The following is a 16,933-nucleotide window of genomic DNA, read 5'->3' as shown; positions in this document are numbered from 1 at the left end:
GGGATGAGTAAGCCTGAGGCGATGATGCGTTTCGGTATTGCAAGCGTAACACCGTTGAAGCAGTGGTGCAGGCTGTACCGGCAGGGCGGCGCGCAGGCGCTTAAACCTAAGCCCAAGGGCAGGCCGAAGGGGTCGGTGCGGGCGGTGCCGCCAACGCGTGAGGAGGAACTCGAAGAGCGCGTGCGCAAGCTTGAGGCGCAGGTGGCGTACCTAAAAAAATCGATTGCCCTGAAGGCGCACAGACGCTCCCAAACCGGGACAAAGCCCTAGTGGTCGCTGAGCTTTCAGGGCAGGGACACGCGGTGCGTGATCTCCTCGAAGCTGCTGGCCTTGCCAGGTCGAGCTACTACTACGCGCTGGCTCACCCCCAGCAGCCAACCAGAGTACAGCTACGTGCCAAGGTCGCCCAGATCTTTTCGCGTACCCCCAACGGGTGTGGTCACAGGCAGATAGCTATGTGCCTGCGCGCTGAGGAAGGGGTGCGTATCGCTGATAAGACGGTTTTGAAGATGATGCGTCAGATGGGGCTGCGCTGCGGTATACGCCGTGAGAGGGCCTACCATAGGTACAACTCCTACAAGGGGGAGGTGGGGCAAAGTTTTGAGAACGTCATCGGTCGCGATTTCACGGCGACTGGTCCTTGGCAGAAGTTGGGTACCGACGTCACCGAGTTCAAGCTTTCCTTCGGTAAGGCCTATCTCGCTCCGGTTTACGACTTTGCCAGTAAAGAGATTGTTGCCCACTCGATCTCGATGTGCCCTAATCTTGCCCAGCAGCAAGAGATGCTTCAGGTACTCATGGATGCCAAACCCGAGGGAGCTAAGCCGATTTTGCACTCGGATATGGGGTGGCAGTATCAGCACGAGACCTACATCAGTATGCTCGCTGATAATGGTTTTATCCAGAGCATGTCACGCAAAGGTAACTGCATCGACAATGGTGCCACTGAGCAGGTCTTTGGACATCTGAAGGACGAGTTTTTTCGCGGGCAGGACTGGCCAACCTTCGAGAGTTTCAAAGCTGACCTTGAAGCCTATATCACGCACTGGAATACAACAAGACGCCAGGTAAAGCTTAAGGGCCTGACCCCGGTTGAGTACCGGGTTCAGGCCCTGCAGGAAGCTGCATAGCGGCTACTATTTATAGCGTCCAAGTTTCGGGGCGCAGTTCATGATCGTGTGGGGGCTCTTTGCCGTTCACAGCACAAGCTGAGGTGGGAACCTACCGCGGACAGGCGGTGTCGTCCGTAGCGACATCAGGGTGCCCGAGCTCTGCGAGGGCGGGTGCCCCTGTAGGAGCGAGGACGAACACCGCCATCCGCACAACCCGTACTCTCGCAAGCTAACGCTTGATAGCGTCTAGCGCCTCACGCTGAGCCTTCGCAATGCGCTTCTCAGACACCGTGTAGGCGGTACCGAGCTCCTGGGCGAAGAAGCTGACGCGCAGCTCCTCAATCATCCAGTTCACGCGGCGGAGCGCATCCGGCACGATGGTGCCTGCCGGTAGCGACTTGACCGCGTTATCGTAGGAATCCTCAAGATCCTGCACCGTGAGCATCAGCTGGTTGTCGCGGTGTAGGTTCGGGCCGAGCTTCGTCAGGCGCACCTGGGCGGCCTTCAGGTAACGCGGCAGGTGAACCAGCTGGTCGTAGCCGGTCTGCGCCACGAACCCGGGGTAGACCAGGTTCTCCATCTGAGCCTTCACGTCGGAGACGGCGTGCATGGTCGTCAGCGAGGTTGCCTTTTTGATTGCCTTCTTCAGCGCGGTGGCTTCGGAGAGGATTTCGGCGACGAGCTTGGTCACGTCGAAGACCGTCTCGATGAGTTCGGCGCGCACGTGCTCGTAGAGTTCGCTGTATTCGGCGTGCGTGAAGATGGGGGTGTGCGGCACGAGGTGGTCGAGCGCCGCGACGGTGCAGTCGCGAATGAGTTCGTCGATGGAGCCGTGCGGGTTCTGCGTGAAGACGATTTTCTCCTTGTGGGAGAGGTGTTCGCTCACGTAGCGCACGGGCGAGGGCACCTGCAGTTGGAGCAGGCGGATGATGCCGCGACGCTGCGCGTGCAGCTGCTCTGCTTCGGTGGGGAAGATGCGCAGACCCACGCTAGAGCCTTCGTCCACGAGGGCGGGGTAGCCGTTAACCGCCTGGGTCGCGATGATGCGCTGTACCTTGCGGGGGATGGCTCCGTCCGGGAACATGTCGGCGGGGAAGGCAGTGAGGCCGGTGACCTCGCGTACTCCGCCGGATGCACCCGCCTCGGCCTGGGTGCCCTTCGCCGGGCTCTTCGCGCCCTTCTTGGCAGAAGCCGCGGAGTTACCCGAGTTGCCCGAGCCGCCTGAGTTACCAGAGCCGCCCTGGGCGAGCGCAACCATCTTCGCCATGGCCTCGTCGGATGCACCGAGCGAGTCGGCGAGGGCGCTGCGAATCTCCTTGTGTAGCTGCTGCTGCAGGGCTCGCAGGTCCTTGCCCTCACCCAGGATTTTGTTGCGGGCGTTGCGCACCTGGAAGCCCATCTTCAGGTGCTCGGGCACGGCGTCCCAGTTGAAGGCTTCGGGCTCGACAACGACGCCGCGCAGGCGGCGCAGTACGAGCGCGAGGGAGGGGAGCAGCTCGTCGGTTGCGGGGGAGTAGTCTTCCTCGAGGGCGGCGCAGGCGGCGCGCGCCACGTCGGGCGCGGGCACGAAGTTGCGTCGAATCGCCTTGGGCAGCGACTTGATGAGCGCGGTCACGAGCTCGTGGCGCAGGCCGGGAATCTGCCAGCGGAACGGTTCGGGGCTCAGCTGGTTGAGGAAGAGAATCGGTACCTGCACGGCCACACCGTCGCGCTTGGCGGCTTCGGTGCGGGCGCCTCCCACACCGGCGGTGGGAGCGTATTCGTAACGCAGGTCCAGGGTGAGTTCGCCGCTGTCGGTGCGCTGCACCCACTGGCGCGGGAACTGGGAGTCGTCGTAGTCGGCGGCCTCCTCGTTGATGAGCTTCTCGGGGTTGAAATCCAGGAAGTTGTCGTCTTCGAGGCGTGCCTGCTTCCACCACTTGTCGAAGGCTCGCACATCCGTCACGTGGGCGGGGATGCGGGCATCGTAGAAGGCGAAGAGCACGGAGTCGTCCACGCGCAGGTCGCGGCGGCGCAGGCGTGCCTCAAGCTCTTCGACCTCGGCGAGGGCGCGCTGGTTGCGCAGGTAGAACTTGTGCTGGGTGTGCCACTGGCCTTCGACGAGGGCGGACTGGATGAAGATTTCGCGGGCCGCGGCGGCGTCCACGCGGGCGTACTGCACGGGGCGGTCGGCGTAGATGGTCAGGCCGAAGAGGGTGCCCTTGGCGTAGGCTACTGCCGCACCGGAGCTGAGGGACCAGTGCGGTTCGGAGTACTGCACGCTGATGAGGTGCTTGCCGACCTCTTCGATCCACTGCGGTTCGATGGCGGCGTTGGTGCGCGCCCACAGGCGGGAGGTTTCGACGAGTTCGGCGGAGAGCACCCAGTCGGGCCCCTTCTTGAACAGGCCGGAGCCGGGGAAGATTGCGAACTTGGTGCCGCGCGCGCCGAGGTATTCGCGGGGGCCGCGGGTGCGCCCCTTGGAGTCCTTCTCGCGTTCTTCCTTGACACCCACGTGCGAGAGCAGGCCGGTGAGCAGGCTCTTGTGGATGTCTACCTCGTGCGCGGAGGCGTTAATATCGCGACCGCCGCTGGCGTGAATGTTGGCGGTTCGGCCCATTTCGCGCAGCTGGGCGAAGAGGTCCTGCCATTCGCGGATGCGCAGGTAGTTGATGAACTCGCGGTGGCACATCTTGCGCAGCTGAGAGGAGGACAGCGCCGCCTGCTGCTCGTTGATGTAGTCCCAGAGCAGCAGGAAGGAGGAGAAGTCGGAGGTGTCGTCGACGAAGCGGGCGTGCATGGCGTCGGCTTCTGCGCGCACGTCGGCGGGGCGTTCGCGCGGGTCCTGGATGGTCAGGGCGGCGGCGAGCACCATCATTTCCTTGGCGCAGCCGCGGCGGCCGCCCTCGATAATCATGCGGGCCAGGCGCGGGTCCACGGGGAAGGCCGCCATGGCTCGGCCGATGGCGGTGAGGGTTGCGCTGTTGTTACCGCCTCGTCCCTTGCGGTGGGTGCGTTCGGTGAGCGCGCCGAGTTCGCGCAACAGGTTCACGCCGTCGTTAATGGCGCGGGATGCGGGCGGCTGCACGAACGGGAAGCGCGAGATGTCGCCGGGTTCGCGCACCACGCCGATGGCGATCATCTGCAGGATGACGGCTGCGAGGTTGGTGCGCAGAATTTCGGGGTCGGTGAACTCGGGACGCGAGTTGAAGTCTTCCTCGGAGTAGAGGCGGATGGCGATACCGTCGCTGACGCGGCCGCATCGGCCCGAACGCTGGTTGGCGCTGGCCTGCGAGATACGCTCGATGGGCAGGCGCTGAACCTTGGTGCGCGCGGAGTAGCGCGAGATGCGGGCGGTGCCGGTGTCGATGACGTACTTGATGCCGGGCACGGTCAGCGAGGTTTCGGCAACGTTCGTGGCGAGCACGATGCGCGGGCGGGATCCGGGGGAGAACACGCGGTGCTGCTCGGCGAGCGAGAGGCGCGCGTACAGGGGTAGCACTTCATAGTTTAGTCGCGGGGACTTGAGAACCATGGCCTCGATTGCGTCCTTGGCGTCGCGGATTTCGCGCTCGCCGGAGAAGAAGATGAGGATGTCGCCGGGGGCTTCCTTGGAGAGTTCCTTGATGGCGTCGAGAATTGCGTCGGTGGGGTCGCGGTCTTCGGCCACTTCCTCGTCGTCCAGGTAGGCGTCTTCTTCGCCTTCGAGGGGGCGGTAGCGGATTTCGACGGGGTAGGTGCGGCCGGAGACCTCGATGATGGGCGGCGCGTCGTCGGGCAGGATTGCTTCGGCAATTTCGCGTTCTTCGTCGCTGAGGTTCTCGTCGACGATTCCCTTACCCGGCACGTAGCTGGGGGAGAAGTGGCGGGCGAAGCGCTCGGGGTCGATGGTCGCTGAGGTGATGATGACCTTCAGGTCCGGGCGCTGCGGCAGGATGCGCTTGAGGTAGCCGAGGATGAAGTCAATGTTCAGGCTGCGTTCGTGCGCCTCGTCAATGATGAGGGTCGAGTAGCGGCGCAGCAGCTTGTCGTTCTGAATTTCGGCGAGCAGAATACCGTCGGTCATGAGCTTGATGGCGCTGTGTTCGCCGACCTCGGAGGTGAATCGCACCTGGTATCCGACGGTTTCGCCGATCTTCTGGCCGAGCTCTTCGGCGATGCGTTCGGCCACGGAACGCGCGGCGAGGCGGCGCGGCTGGGTGTGGCCGATGAGGCCCTTCTCGCCCAGGCCGAGCTCGAGGCACATCTTGGGAATCTGGGTGGTCTTACCGGAGCCGGTTTCACCCGCGATGATGACGACCTGGTTGTCGCGGATCGCGCTCATGATGTCGTCGCGGCGTTCGCTGACGGGCAGCTCTTCGGGGTAGGTGATGACCTCGGGAATGAAGGGCTCGTAGCGGCGAGGGGCGGGGCGGTTCTGTTGCTGGTTACCCTTGTTACCGCCCTGCTGGTTGCCCTTGCTGTTACCCTGCTTGCGGGCGCGATTGTTGGCGCCTCCGCGTCGATTGGAGCGGGAGGCGTTGGAGGAGTTCTTGCGGTCTACGTTGTTCTTCTGTGCACCCTTCTTTGGGGCGCCGTTCTTTACCGCGTTCTTCTCGGTGTCTTTGCCGGTGTTTTTGCCGGCGGGCTTTTCGGTGCTTTTTTCAGCGTTCTTTTCGGAGGCGCGCACCTTGGCCGCGTGGATGGCGGCGGCCATGCTCGCCATGGTGGGGGCGGTTCGGGGCGCCCCGGTTTTAGGCGCGCGGGAGGTCTTATCTGCGTGATGGGTTTTCTGCTCAGACATATCCTATCCAGTGTACTCGCCCCCTTCGCGGCGGGGAACGGGAGTATGCACCCGGCGAATATTGCGTCATATTTGGGCGGGTTGCACCCCTCGAAAGGGAGAGCTCGTCATCTTTGCGCGAGCAAGATCGAGCTCAAGACGTTTCAAAAAGCACCAAAATGGTTAAAGGAACCAATAAATTGGTCGCTAATATTTCAAGTATGGCGGATGCGAAATAAGTATCTTTTTTGGCTTTCTTTCGATACTTTCGTTCGGGTGTTACAGTGGTGTATAACACAGTAACGAAGGAGTGACTATGCCAACGCCCAAGACGTACACCTCCTCACGCACTCCAGTGTTGGACTGCTGCGAGGACGCACGCCACGAAGAAATCCACCACCGCAGCGAAGAACTGTTCCAGGCCCTCGTCCACGCGAGTCTTCGCACGCACTTTGAACGCCTGAGCTCCGCCGAAACCCTGTACCTGGTGACCGGCGACGGGGAAAGGGTACAGATTTCCCCCGAAATGTACGGCCCCATCACCTCGGTGGCACGGGCCTTCGCCGACCGCAAGGACGTGTGCGTGGTCCGCCAGGACCGCCTCATGACCACCCAGGAGGCCGCCGACTATCTGGGGGTATCGCGACCGACCATCGTGCGACTCCTCGAGCGCGGCGAGATTCCCTTCGAGCGCATCAACACGCACCGTCGCGTGGCGTTCGACGACCTGGAACGCTACCGCCTCGACCACGAGCACGTCAGCCGACGAAACCGATAGGCTGAACGCTCGATAGGTCGAGCCGAGCGGGGTTGAGCCGAGCCGAATTGAGCCGAGCGGCGCTCACGATTCGCGGCCCTAACGGTAGGTAACGGGCCGCCTACACAGTGGCGTTCATCGTGGCGTTCAGGAAAGACAGCATCCGCTGAACAATCTCGGGGCTAAAACAGCGCGAATCCCCGTGTTCGGCGCCCGGAACCAGCACCAAATCGGTGGGTACCTGCCGCGTGCGCAGGGCCTGATACACCCGCACCGACTGCTGGTACGGCACGCACGAATCGGCAATGCCGTGCACTAGCATGATGGGTGCACACGCCCGGTCCGTAGCCTGTTCCTCAGTCTGCTTTTCGTCGAAGTTTTTGCGAGAGGGCTCGCCGGCAGAGCCGTCGGCGTACACTCTGTGCGCAAAATTCCCGCGCGCAAGGTCCAGGGGATTCGCCCTTTCCCAATTCTGCAGGGCGCGCTCTCGGTCGATACCGGGCACGCGCTCCACCCATTCACGCTCCTCGCGCACGGGGTAATCGCATCCCAGCAGGCGCCACTCGGCACCGTCGTCGTCCGGATGCACCAGCGAGTACCCCGCCAGGGGACGGTCGGAGAAGATGGTGCGCAGGTCGCTGACCCCGTAGAAGGGAACGGCCGTGGTAACCGCCGAGCTCACCCCCGGGTAGTTGCTGGAGGCACGCCCCTCGTAGTACTCGTGCAGTTCGGGATCCCCGCTCGCGTAGCCGGCTGCATCGGGACCGGCGAGCGCCGCCATCATGCTCAGATGCCCGCCGGCGCTTCCTCCGGCAATCGCGATGCGCCCGGGGTCGATACCAAACTCGGCGGCACGAGCGCGGAAGAAGCGCACCGCCTCTTTCGTATCGTGCAGGTCGCCCGGGAAAATCGCCTGGTGCGAGTAGCGGTAGTTGATGGCTGCGACCGCCCAGCCCTGTTCCTGCAGGGCGCGGCGCATGAGGGTCTGCCGGTTCGTGCGCGGCCCCTCGGGGGTCATGATCTCTACATCGCGCAGGCCCCGGTTCGTGCCGAAGCGCCAGGCGCCGCCGTGCACCCAGATGAGCAGGGGAGCGGGCTCGGTACTACCGACCCCAGCGCTGCCCGACTCCTCAACAGAACCGGACCCCTCGGCACCGCGCGCGGGGTAGAAATCGTAGGCGAAGGCCTCCCGCGTGACGGGCGTTTCGGCCCCGTAGCCCGGCAGGGACAAGCCGTCAAAAAACCCCTCGGGGCGGTAAAAACCGGAGCGGTACTCGTCGACGCTCTGCGCGGCCTCGGAATTCAGCATGAATCAGCCCGTTCTTTAGGTTTCTTAGCTCTTTGGTCTCTAAATTTCTTAGGGAACCAGCACGATCTTGCCGCGCGTGTGGCCGGAGGCCATAAGCTCCTGAGCCGCGGCGGCCTCGGCGAGGGGGAAAATCTTCTCCACGTGCACCTTCAGCAGGCCCAGAGACATGAGCCGGGCGATCTCCTGCATCTGCGTACGGTCCGGGTGAGCCGTCAGCCACTGCGCCTCAAACCCGCGCTCGCGGGCCACATCCAGCGGGTCGGGATTCGTCAGCGTCACGATGCGCCCGCCGGGGACCAGTACCTCCAACGAATCGAGGAAGGTCTGCCTGCCGGTCGAGTTGAGCACCACGTCCATGGTCCGACCCAGCACCGCGCGGAAATCCTCGGTGCGGTAGTCGATGGGCTGGGCCCCCAGCGAGCGCACGAACTCGTGATTCGCGGCGGAGGCGGTCGCAAAAACTTGCGCGCCCGCCTGAATGGCCAGCTGCACGGCGAGGTGGCCGACGCCTCCGGCACCGGCGTGGATGAGTACGCGCTCGCCCTCCTTCAGGTGCGCCACCTCGAAGAGCGACTGGTAGGCGGTGAGCCCGGCAAGCGGTGCGCCGCCGAGCTGGGCGCACGGAACGTCGGAGGGAACCTTAGCCAGCTGGTAGGCGGGTGCGAGGACATACTCGGCGTACGCACCGGCGGGGGAGGGAAAAGAAACGAGACCAAATACGCCGTCGCCCACCTTAAAACCCGTGTAGTCGCCGGCGGTAGCGACCACAGTGCCGGCAACATCCCATCCGGGCACGAAGGGTCTATAGGAGGGGTCGGCCAGCTGCGCGGCGGGACCCAGGCCCTTGCGGGTGGTCACGTCGATGGGGTTCACGCCCGCGGCGACCGTCTTGATGAGCACGTGACCGCGCACCGGGGTGGGGATGGGCACGTTCGCCTCGTGCAGAACGCTTTCGTCGCCCCATTCGGTGAGCTGAATCTGGCGCATGGTGGTCACGGTTTACCTCCGCTGGTGTGGTGTTGTCGTGCTTTGTTTGAACGGTGTGCGCGTTTCCCTATTCTCTCAACTGCGGGGCCTCCGGAACAACAGGGGAGCGGAGGCGTCCAGCCTCTGATGCTTCCACCCGAGATGTAAGCAGAAATAAAAAGGAGCCGACACCCGCTGGGCGAGTATCGGCTCCCGTGTTCCCTCTCGAATAAGAACATCGTGCCCCTGAAAGGATTCGAACCTTCGACCCCCAGTACCGGAAACTGGTGCTCTAATCCGCTGAGCTACAGAGGCAACCCACTTATGGTATCAGATATGCGTCGGATAAACGGTCAGCCCCGGCCCAATGCTTGCTAGAATAGGTTCTTATGACTCCTGAAGAACTCTCCGAAGCCATTGCGCTTGCCCTAGAAGAAACCATTTCCTCCGGCCAGCTGACCCTCGTGGAGGGCGCTGAACTGCCCGCCGTCCGAGTGGAGCGCCCCAAGTCCCGTGAGCACGGCGACTGGGCCACCAACGTCGCTCTGCAGCTCGCCAAGAAGGTGGGCAAGAACCCGCGCGAGGCAGCAGCTCTTCTGGCTGAGAAGATCGGTGCCATCCCCGGCGTGGCATCCGTTGATATCGCTGGCCCCGGCTTCCTGAACATCACCCTGGACGCCGCCGCAGCAGGCGAGCTCGCCGCCACCATCGTTGAGGCTGGCGAAGCATACGGCCGCAGCGACAAGTTCGCCGGTAAGACCATCAACCTTGAGTTCGTCTCTGCGAACCCCACCGGCCCCATCCACCTGGGTGGCACCCGCTGGGCTGCCGTGGGCGATGCGCTCGCCCGCGTGCTGGAGGCCGAGGGCGCTAACGTGGTGCGCGAGTACTACTTCAACGACCACGGCACCCAGATTGACCGCTTCGTGCGTTCCCTGATTGCCGCCGCCCGCGGTGAAGAGACCCCCGAGGACGGCTACGCTGGCGCGTACATTGTCGACATTAAGGACCAGATCCTGGCTCAGCGCCCCGATGCGCTTGAGGCTGAGAACCCCGAAGAGATTTTCCGCGAAATCGGTACTCACCTGATGTTCGATCAGATTAAGGAGTCTCTGGCGGCCTTCGGTACCCACTTCGACGTGTTCTTCCACGAGAACTCCGTGTTCGAAGGCGGCAAGGTGGATGCCCTGCTCGAGACCATGCGCGAGAACGGCCAGCTCTTCGAGGCCGACGGCGCCTGGTGGATGCGCACCACCGACTACGGCGACGACAAGGACCGCGTGGTCATCAAGTCTGACGGCAACCACGCCTACGTGGCGGGCGATATCGCCTACTACCAGGACAAGATGACCCGTGCTGAAAATCCCGCCGACGTGGCGATTTACATGCTCGGTGCGGACCACAACGGCTACGTGGGCCGTCTGAAGGCTATCGCCCAGATTCTTGGCTACCGCGCCGACCAGATTGAGGTCATGATTGGTCAGCTGGTGAACCTGGTCAAGGACGGCAAGCCCGTCCGCATGTCCAAGCGTGCCGGCACCGTGGTCACCCTCGAGGACCTGGTCGAGGCCGTTGGCGTTGACGCGGCTCGCTACGAGCTGACCCGCTACTCGGTGGATACCCCCATCGACATTGACCTGGGCCTGCTGACTTCCAAGAGCAACGAGAACCCGGTCTACTACGTGCAGTACGCTCACGCACGCACCGCCGCCGTGGCACGCAACGCCGCGGAGGCCGGCGTGAAGATTGAGGACGGCGTGGACACCTCCCTGCTCGACTCCGCCGCTGACGGCGAGCTGCTGGCTGTGCTCGGCCAGTTCCCCGCCGCCGTGCGCGACGCCGCGAAGTTCTACGAGCCGCACCGCGTGAACCGCTACCTGGAGCAGCTCGCTTCGGCGTACCACAGCTGGTACGGCGTCTCCCGCGTCGCCCCCAAGGCGGATGAAGAGGTCACCGACCTGCACCGCACCCGCCTGCTGCTGAACAACGCAGCACAGCAGGTGCTGGCTAACGGCCTGAACCTGCTGGGTGTGAGCGCACCCGAGCGCATGTAATACCCCTCGAATCAACCCCCGACCCGGTGCTACCGGGGCGGGGGTTGAACGTATGCCGCCGCCGGTGGCTTCATTGCCCAACCCGGCACAGTGCACAGAGGGCACAATGCACAGGGCACAGTGCCCAGACAGACTACACAGGCAAGCTGAACAGACAGAGAACCGCCGCCGCGCCGAGGGCGTTGACCCCGGAGCGTGGCGGGCAAGAACATCCAGAAAGAGACACGATGAGCGAAGCCCGTTCCCTCTACCGCCCCGAATGGCTGACCCAGCCTGAGAACCCCGCCGACCTGTCCCGAAGCATCTGGACCGATTCCTTCACCCGCAATGCGGAGGGTGAGCTCTGCATCGACGGTGTGACCGTCAGCGAGCTGGCCGCCGAGCACGGCACCCCGCAGTACGTTTTCTCCGAGACCACCTTCCGCGCCCGCGCCCGCGCCTACCGCACCGCTTTCGAGCAGGCTTTCGCCAAGCATGGCGCGCAGGTGAGCGTCTACTACGCCGGCAAGTCCTTCCTCTCCACCGCGGTCGTTCGCTGGGTTCGTGAGGAGGGCCTGTGCCTGGATACCGCCTCCGGTGGCGAGCTGGCGCTGGCGCTGCGCGGCGGCATGCCCGGCGAGCGCATCGCCCTGCACGGCAACAACAAGTCGGAAGCCGAAATCGCCCGCGCGATTCGTAGCGGCCTGGGCCGCGTGGTGGCCGATTCGGTGGACGAAATCAAGCTGATTGAGCGGGTGTACGCCGAGCTGGCCGCCGAGCGCGTGGCTGAGGGTGAGGAGCCCTACCCGCCCGTTCCGGTGCTGATTCGCATCACCCCGGGCGTGCACGCCTCCACCCACGAGTCGATCGCGACCGCTCACGAGGACCAGAAGTTCGGCATGTCCCTGCAGCCCGGTACCGCTGCGCTGGCCGGCCTGGACGAGGCAGAGCTGGAGCACTGGGGCGTGGAGGCCTCCGACTCCTACGCTGCGCTGGCGGCGGCAATCCTGAATGTGACCGACTCCCTGGAATTCCGCGGTATTCACTGCCACATCGGTTCGCAGATTTTTGAGGCGGAAGGCTTCGAGCAGGCGGCAACCACCGCTCTGGAATTCATGAACCGCCTCAACCGTGACCTGGACGTGACCCTGCCGGAACTGGACCTGGGCGGCGGCTACGGCATCGCCTACACCGAGGCGGATCGTCCCCGCTCCATCGCCGAGGTGACCGAATCCATCGCCGCTTCGGTTGCGGCCACCTGCGAGCGCCTGGGCATGGCGATTCCGCATATGTCCTTCGAGCCTGGTCGCTCGATTTCGGGCCCCTCGGGCGCGACCCTGTACACGGTGGGCACCATCAAGAACGTGAGCATTGAGGACGAAAACGGCGAGATTCGCGTGCGCCGTTACGTCTCGGTGGACGGCGGCATGAGCGATAACGCCCGCCCGGTGCTGTACGAATCGGACTACTCGGCAACCCTGGCGAACCGTGCCCCGGAGGGGGAGCAGGTGCTCTGCCGCGTGGTGGGTAAGCACTGCGAATCCGGCGATATTGTGGTGCGCTACTGCTACCTGCCGGCCGACCTGCAGGCGGGCGATATTCTGGCGGTTCCGGCGACGGGCGCGTACTGCTACGTGCTGGGGTCGAACTACAACTTCCTGACCCGCCCGCCGGTGATTGCGACCGCCGAGGGGCGTCCCTCCCGCGTGATGATTCGCCGCCAGAGCGAGGACGACATGCTCGCCCTGGACATGGGTTCGGATATCTAAGAACCCCATCCCAGAATCTAAGAAACCGTGAAGTCCCCGTCTCTGAATTGCACGCCGTGAGGCGGCGGTTGCAGGCGGGGCTTCACGGTATTGCGCGTTCAAGACTCCGCCGACGATAAGGCTCACCTCATAATTGTGAGGGATGCCTCATCTCAGAGAATAAAAGTCGCAGCTTGAGGCCGATGGCTTCATCCCGCCTCTTGATAAAGTGGTGTTGAGTGCGTGCTCCGCGTAGCGCGCCGCACCGTAGCCCGAAGAGACCCCGGGGAACGCCCCGGAACGACCGTAGAAAGAGACTATCGTGGCTGACAAGATCAAAGTTGCCCTGCTGGGTGCCGGTAACGTCGGTTCCCAGGCGGCACGCATCCTGGTAGAGGATAACGCCGTCCTTGAGAAGCGCATTGGTGCGCCCGTCGAGCTGATCGGCATTGCCGTGCGTGATACTCAGGCAACTCGCCACTGGAATGCCGACCCCTCGCTGTACACCACCGACGCCGAAGCTTTGATTGACGCCGCCGACGTGGTGATCGAGCTGACCGGCGGCATCGAGCCGGCCCGCACCCGCATCCTGCGCGCGCTCAACGCCGGCAAGTCCGTCGTTTCGGGCAACAAGGCCCTGCTGGCCAAGCACGGTGTGGAGCTGCAGGCCGCCGCCGATGCATCCGGCGCGCAGCTGTCCTACGAGGCCGCCGTGGCCGGTGCGATTCCGATTCTGCGCCCGCTGCGCGACTCCCTGGCCGGTGACCGCGTGACCCGCGTTCTGGGCATCATGAACGGCACCACCAACTACATTCTTGATCAGATGGACACCACCGGCGCCTCCTTCGCGGATGCGCTGGCCGACGCCCAGAAGCTGGGCTACGCAGAGGCCGACCCCACCGCCGACGTTGAGGGCCTCGACGCCGCTTCGAAGGCCGCTATTGTTGCTTCGCTGGCGTTCCACTCGGACTTCACGATTGACGATGTGCACACCGAGGGCATTACCGCCATCACCGCCGATGACGTCGCGGCAGCGGATGCAGACGGCTACGTCATCAAGCTGCTGGCTATCTGCGAGCGCGAGGGTGAAGACGGTGTGAACATTCGCGTGAACCCGACCCTGATTCCGCGCCAGCACCCGCTGGCCGGCGTGCACGGTGCGTTCAACGCCGTGTTCGTCGAGGCTGAGAACGCCGGTGAGCTGATGTTCTACGGCCCCGGTGCCGGTGGCGCCCCGACCGCCTCGGCTGTTCTGGGTGACTTCGTGTCCCTGGCTCGTCGCCTCGTGCTGGGCGGCCCCGGCGTTCCCGAGACCTCCCACGCTCAGCTGCACGCAACCAGCCTGGACAACGTGATTTCTCGCTACTCGGTGGGCGTTCTGGTGGAGGACCGTCTGGGTGTTCTGGCGAACATTACCCGCATCCTGGCCGAGCACGGCATCTCGGTGGATTCGCTGCGCCAGTCCGCCCCGAAGGAGGGTGTGGCTCAGATTCGTATGGTGACCCACTCCGCGAAGGACTCCGACCTGCGCCGCGCCATCGCCGTGATCGACGCGCTCGATACGGTGCGTGAGGTGAACTCCGTGATTCGCGTGGAGTCCGAGAAGCACTAGGTGCACATCGAAAGACTATCTAATCCCGCGGCCTGATGCGCCGCACTAAACCTGCGAGGGTGACCCGCGAGGCCCCTCGCTCACTGACGAACCCGCGTACCCGCTACCGGGGTCACAGGACCCCGGTAAGCGGTACGCCTCAAGATTGAAGGAGAAGCCAATGGCACACGTGTGGCAGGGCGTTATCAATGAGTACCGTGACCGTCTGCCCTTCGGTGAGGACGTTCAGGTCGTGACTCTGGGCGAGGGCGGTACCCCGCTGATTCACGCGCCGGCACTGTCCGCCGAGACCGGCAACACCGTTTACCTGAAGTTCGAGGGTATGAACCCGACCGGTTCCTTCAAGGATCGCGGCATGACCAGCGCCATGACCGCCGCTAAGCGTGACGGTGCGAAGGCTGTTGTGTGTGCTTCGACCGGTAACACTTCCGCTTCCGCCGCAGCCTACGCGCTGCAGGCCGGCCTGCGCTGTGCGGTGCTGGTTCCGGACGGCAAGATTTCTATGGGTAAGCTGTCTCAGGCTATCGCTCACGGTGCTGACATCATTCAGATTGACGGCAACTTCGATAACTGCCTGGAGATTGCTCGCAAGCTCAGCGAGAACTACCCGGTGTTCCTGGTGAACTCGGTGAACCCTTACCGTATCGAGGGTCAGAAGACCGGTTCCTTTGAGGTTGTTGACACCCTGGGCGACGCCCCCGATTACCACCTGCTGCCGGTTGGCAACGCCGGTAACATCACCGCGTACTGGAAGGGCTACAAGGAGTACTCCGAGCCCTACACCAACCGTGACGGCGAGGTTCTGGAGCCCGTGGCCACCAAGCGCCCGATCATGTGGGGCTTCCAGGCCGCCGGTGCCGCCCCGATCGTGGCGGGTCACCCCATCGAGAACCCCGAGACCATTGCAACCGCGATCCGCATCGGTAACCCCGCTTCGTGGGAGAAGGCCGAGGCCGCCCGCGACGAGTCCGGCGGCGTGATTGAGGCCGTGACCGACGAGGAGATTCTCGAGGCGCACCGCTGGCTGTCCTCGCGCGAGGGCGTGTTCGTGGAGCCCGCTTCGGCCGCCGGTGTGGCGGGTCTGCTGAAGAAGCACCGCGCGGGTGAGGCCCCCGAGGGTAAGACCATCGTCATCACCGTGACCGGCCACGGCCTGAAGGACCCGCAGTGGGCCCTGGAGGCAGTGAACGGCGTGAAGGTCGAGCCGACCAAGGCTCCCTTCGACGTGGTTGCTGTGGCAAATATTCTCGATTTGCACTAGCCTATTCGTACTACGAGGTGCACTCCGTCCCGGTTTTCGGGGCGGGGTGCACCTGCATGATGGCGGGGCCCGTACCCCGCCACCACCCATTGTTATGGCGGATGTGCGGATTATCAGCATCCCGCTCGCTCACTCCGTCACCGATCGCGAGGTACCTCTTCACATGTCTTCCCTGAACCTTTCTGATATTCCCGTGGGTGCATCCGTCACCGTGCGCGTGCCCGCCACGAGCGCCAATTTGGGTCCCGGCTACGACAGCCTGGGCCTGGGCCTGGGATTCTACGATGAGCTGAGGGTTGAGCGCATCGAGTCCGGCCTGGAATTTGAGCTGACGGGTGAGGGTAGCGCCGAGGTTCCGCGCAACGAAAACCACCTGGTGGTTCGCGCCATGAAGGCGGCTTTTGAGGCGGCCGGCCTGGAGGAGTTGCCCCCGCTGAAGCTGATTGCGGATAACAAGATTCCGCACTCGCGCGGCATGGGCTCTTCGGCCTCCGCGATTGTTGCCGGCGTGGCGGCCGCCAGCGCGCTGCTGCCCGAGGAGCACCGCCTGGACCGCGAGCGTATGCTGCAGGTCGCCTCCGATATGGAGGGTCACCCCGATAACGTGGCTCCTGCGATTTACGGTAACCTCTCGGTGTCCTGGGGACAGCTGGGGGAGTGGCACTCCCTGATTATTCCGGTGCACCCGCAGGTGCGTCCGGTCGTGGCCGTGCCCGACTACGAGGTGTCCACGAAGCTGGCCCGTTCCCTGATTCCCGCGGAGATTCCTCACGCTCGGGCCGCGGCCAATTCGGCGCGTTCCGCGCTGCTGGTGCGTTCGCTCTCGGATGCTCCCGAGTACCTCATGGATGCGACGGTGGACTACCTGCATCAGGGCTACCGCGTTCCCGCCATGGAGCCGTCGGCCGCCCTGGTTGCCTTCCTGCGCGAGCGCGGCCTGGCCGCCGTGATTTCGGGCGCTGGCCCGACCGTCCTGACCTTCGCCCGCGGTGATGAGCAGGTGCAGCAGGCCGCCGAGGCTATTGCCGAGTTCGAGGCGCAGAGCCCCGCGAGCGAGGTGGAGGACCGTCGTCTGAAGTGGCGCGTGCTCCCTCTTGAAATTGATACTGAAGGTGTTATAGTTACTCAGTAGGACGTGTAACGTCCTATCGCGGGTTCTACCCGCCGTTCGACGACGACCGTAATTGACGCTTCCTCGCGGGTACGTTCTGTACCTCACCCCGTTTCGCCCCTTTCCGGACCTTGTACCCGGTTGGGCCTCGGAGGGGAGCTTACCTTCTACAATGCCTCACCCGCAGGGTGCCGACGTGAAGGTACGGTCTCGGTTACGGCGATTGAACCCTCCCGACCGTTCATTCTTGACCCGCCGGCCCCAGGTGCGGGTCCGATGAATG

General features: G+C 64.0%; 11 protein-coding genes and 1 tRNA gene. 8 read left to right on the top strand and 4 right to left on the bottom strand.

Annotated features, from left to right (window positions below):
- Both ADJ95_RS06430 and ADJ95_RS06425 read left to right on the top strand, forming a co-directional pair.
- Positions 1-270: helix-turn-helix domain-containing protein (locus ADJ95_RS06430; protein ID WP_049332556.1), on the top strand; the 270-nt coding region annotated here is incomplete at its 5' end.
- Positions 270-1,130 (top strand): IS3 family transposase, encoded by an 861-nt coding sequence (locus ADJ95_RS06425; protein ID WP_049333393.1) that lies wholly within the window; start codon positions 270-272, stop codon positions 1,128-1,130. The genes ADJ95_RS06430 and ADJ95_RS06425, both read left to right, overlap by 1 nt.
- A gap of 211 nt (positions 1,131-1,341) precedes the next feature.
- Here the strand turns inward: ADJ95_RS06425 and hrpA are convergent, their stop codons facing one another.
- Positions 1,342-5,874: an ATP-dependent RNA helicase HrpA gene (hrpA, locus tag ADJ95_RS06420; protein WP_049333709.1), complete on the bottom strand. Its 4,533-nt coding sequence runs from the start codon at positions 5,872-5,874 to the stop codon at positions 1,342-1,344.
- 295 nt (positions 5,875-6,169) lie between these two features.
- Here hrpA and ADJ95_RS06415 point away from each other — a divergent pair, with 295 nt between their 5' ends.
- Positions 6,170-6,631, top strand: a complete 462-nt coding sequence (locus ADJ95_RS06415) for a helix-turn-helix domain-containing protein (protein WP_049333707.1) — start codon at positions 6,170-6,172, stop codon at positions 6,629-6,631.
- Between the two features lie 100 nt (positions 6,632-6,731).
- Here ADJ95_RS06415 and ADJ95_RS06410 read toward each other — a convergent pair whose 3' ends face one another.
- From ADJ95_RS06410 to ADJ95_RS06400, 3 genes are all read right to left on the bottom strand, one after another.
- Positions 6,732-7,919, bottom strand: coding sequence for an alpha/beta hydrolase (locus ADJ95_RS06410; RefSeq protein WP_049333705.1), 1,188 nt, complete (start codon positions 7,917-7,919; stop codon positions 6,732-6,734).
- A 48-nt stretch (positions 7,920-7,967) separates the two neighbouring features.
- On the bottom strand, positions 7,968-8,906 hold the full coding sequence (locus ADJ95_RS06405; protein WP_239662807.1) for an NADP-dependent oxidoreductase: 939 nt from the start codon (positions 8,904-8,906) through the stop codon (positions 7,968-7,970).
- Between the two features lie 220 nt (positions 8,907-9,126).
- Positions 9,127-9,200 (bottom strand) — tRNA-Arg (locus ADJ95_RS06400).
- A 74-nt stretch (positions 9,201-9,274) separates the two neighbouring features.
- Between ADJ95_RS06400 and argS the strand changes: the two genes are divergently transcribed.
- The 5 genes from argS (at position 9,275) to thrB (ending at position 16,671) form a co-directional block, all read left to right on the top strand.
- Positions 9,275-10,939, top strand: coding sequence for an arginine--tRNA ligase (argS, locus tag ADJ95_RS06395; RefSeq protein ID WP_049333701.1), 1,665 nt, complete (start codon positions 9,275-9,277; stop codon positions 10,937-10,939).
- Positions 10,940-11,166: 227 nt separating this feature from the next.
- Positions 11,167-12,687 carry a diaminopimelate decarboxylase family protein gene (locus ADJ95_RS06390; protein WP_049333699.1) on the top strand — a complete coding sequence of 507 codons (1,521 nt, stop codon included), beginning with the start codon at positions 11,167-11,169 and terminating at the stop codon, positions 12,685-12,687.
- 301 nt (positions 12,688-12,988) lie between these two features.
- On the top strand, positions 12,989-14,278 hold the full coding sequence (locus tag ADJ95_RS06385; RefSeq protein WP_049333697.1) for a homoserine dehydrogenase: 1,290 nt from the start codon (positions 12,989-12,991) through the stop codon (positions 14,276-14,278).
- Positions 14,279-14,438: 160 nt separating this feature from the next.
- Entirely contained in the window at positions 14,439-15,539 is a 1,101-nt protein-coding gene (gene thrC, locus ADJ95_RS06380) for a threonine synthase (RefSeq protein ID WP_049333695.1), read from the top strand.
- 163 nt (positions 15,540-15,702) lie between these two features.
- A complete protein-coding gene (thrB, locus tag ADJ95_RS06375) occupies positions 15,703-16,671 on the top strand; it encodes a homoserine kinase (RefSeq protein ID WP_049333719.1) in 969 nt (322 codons plus the stop codon).
- The last annotated feature ends 262 nt before the right edge of the window (positions 16,672-16,933 follow it).

Origin of the sequence: Rothia mucilaginosa, assembly GCF_001061665.1 — a bacterium.
GTDB lineage: Bacteria > Actinomycetota > Actinomycetes > Actinomycetales > Micrococcaceae > Rothia > Rothia mucilaginosa_A.
This window is presented reverse-complemented; position numbering and strand designations above follow the sequence as displayed.

Coding starts and splice junctions, on each gene's coding strand:
- argS (WP_049333701.1), top strand. CDS start 9,275: ATGACTCCTGAAGAACTCTCCGAAGCCATTGCGCTTGCCCTAGAAGAA.
- ADJ95_RS06415 (WP_049333707.1), top strand. CDS start 6,170: ATGCCAACGCCCAAGACGTACACCTCCTCACGCACTCCAGTGTTGGAC.
- ADJ95_RS06390 (WP_049333699.1), top strand. CDS start 11,167: ATGAGCGAAGCCCGTTCCCTCTACCGCCCCGAATGGCTGACCCAGCCT.
- hrpA (WP_049333709.1), bottom strand. CDS start 5,874: ATGTCTGAGCAGAAAACCCATCACGCAGATAAGACCTCCCGCGCGCCT.
- thrB (WP_049333719.1), top strand. CDS start 15,703: ATGTCTTCCCTGAACCTTTCTGATATTCCCGTGGGTGCATCCGTCACC.
- thrC (WP_049333695.1), top strand. CDS start 14,439: ATGGCACACGTGTGGCAGGGCGTTATCAATGAGTACCGTGACCGTCTG.
- ADJ95_RS06405 (WP_239662807.1), bottom strand. CDS start 8,906: ATGCGCCAGATTCAGCTCACCGAATGGGGCGACGAAAGCGTTCTGCAC.
- ADJ95_RS06410 (WP_049333705.1), bottom strand. CDS start 7,919: ATGCTGAATTCCGAGGCCGCGCAGAGCGTCGACGAGTACCGCTCCGGT.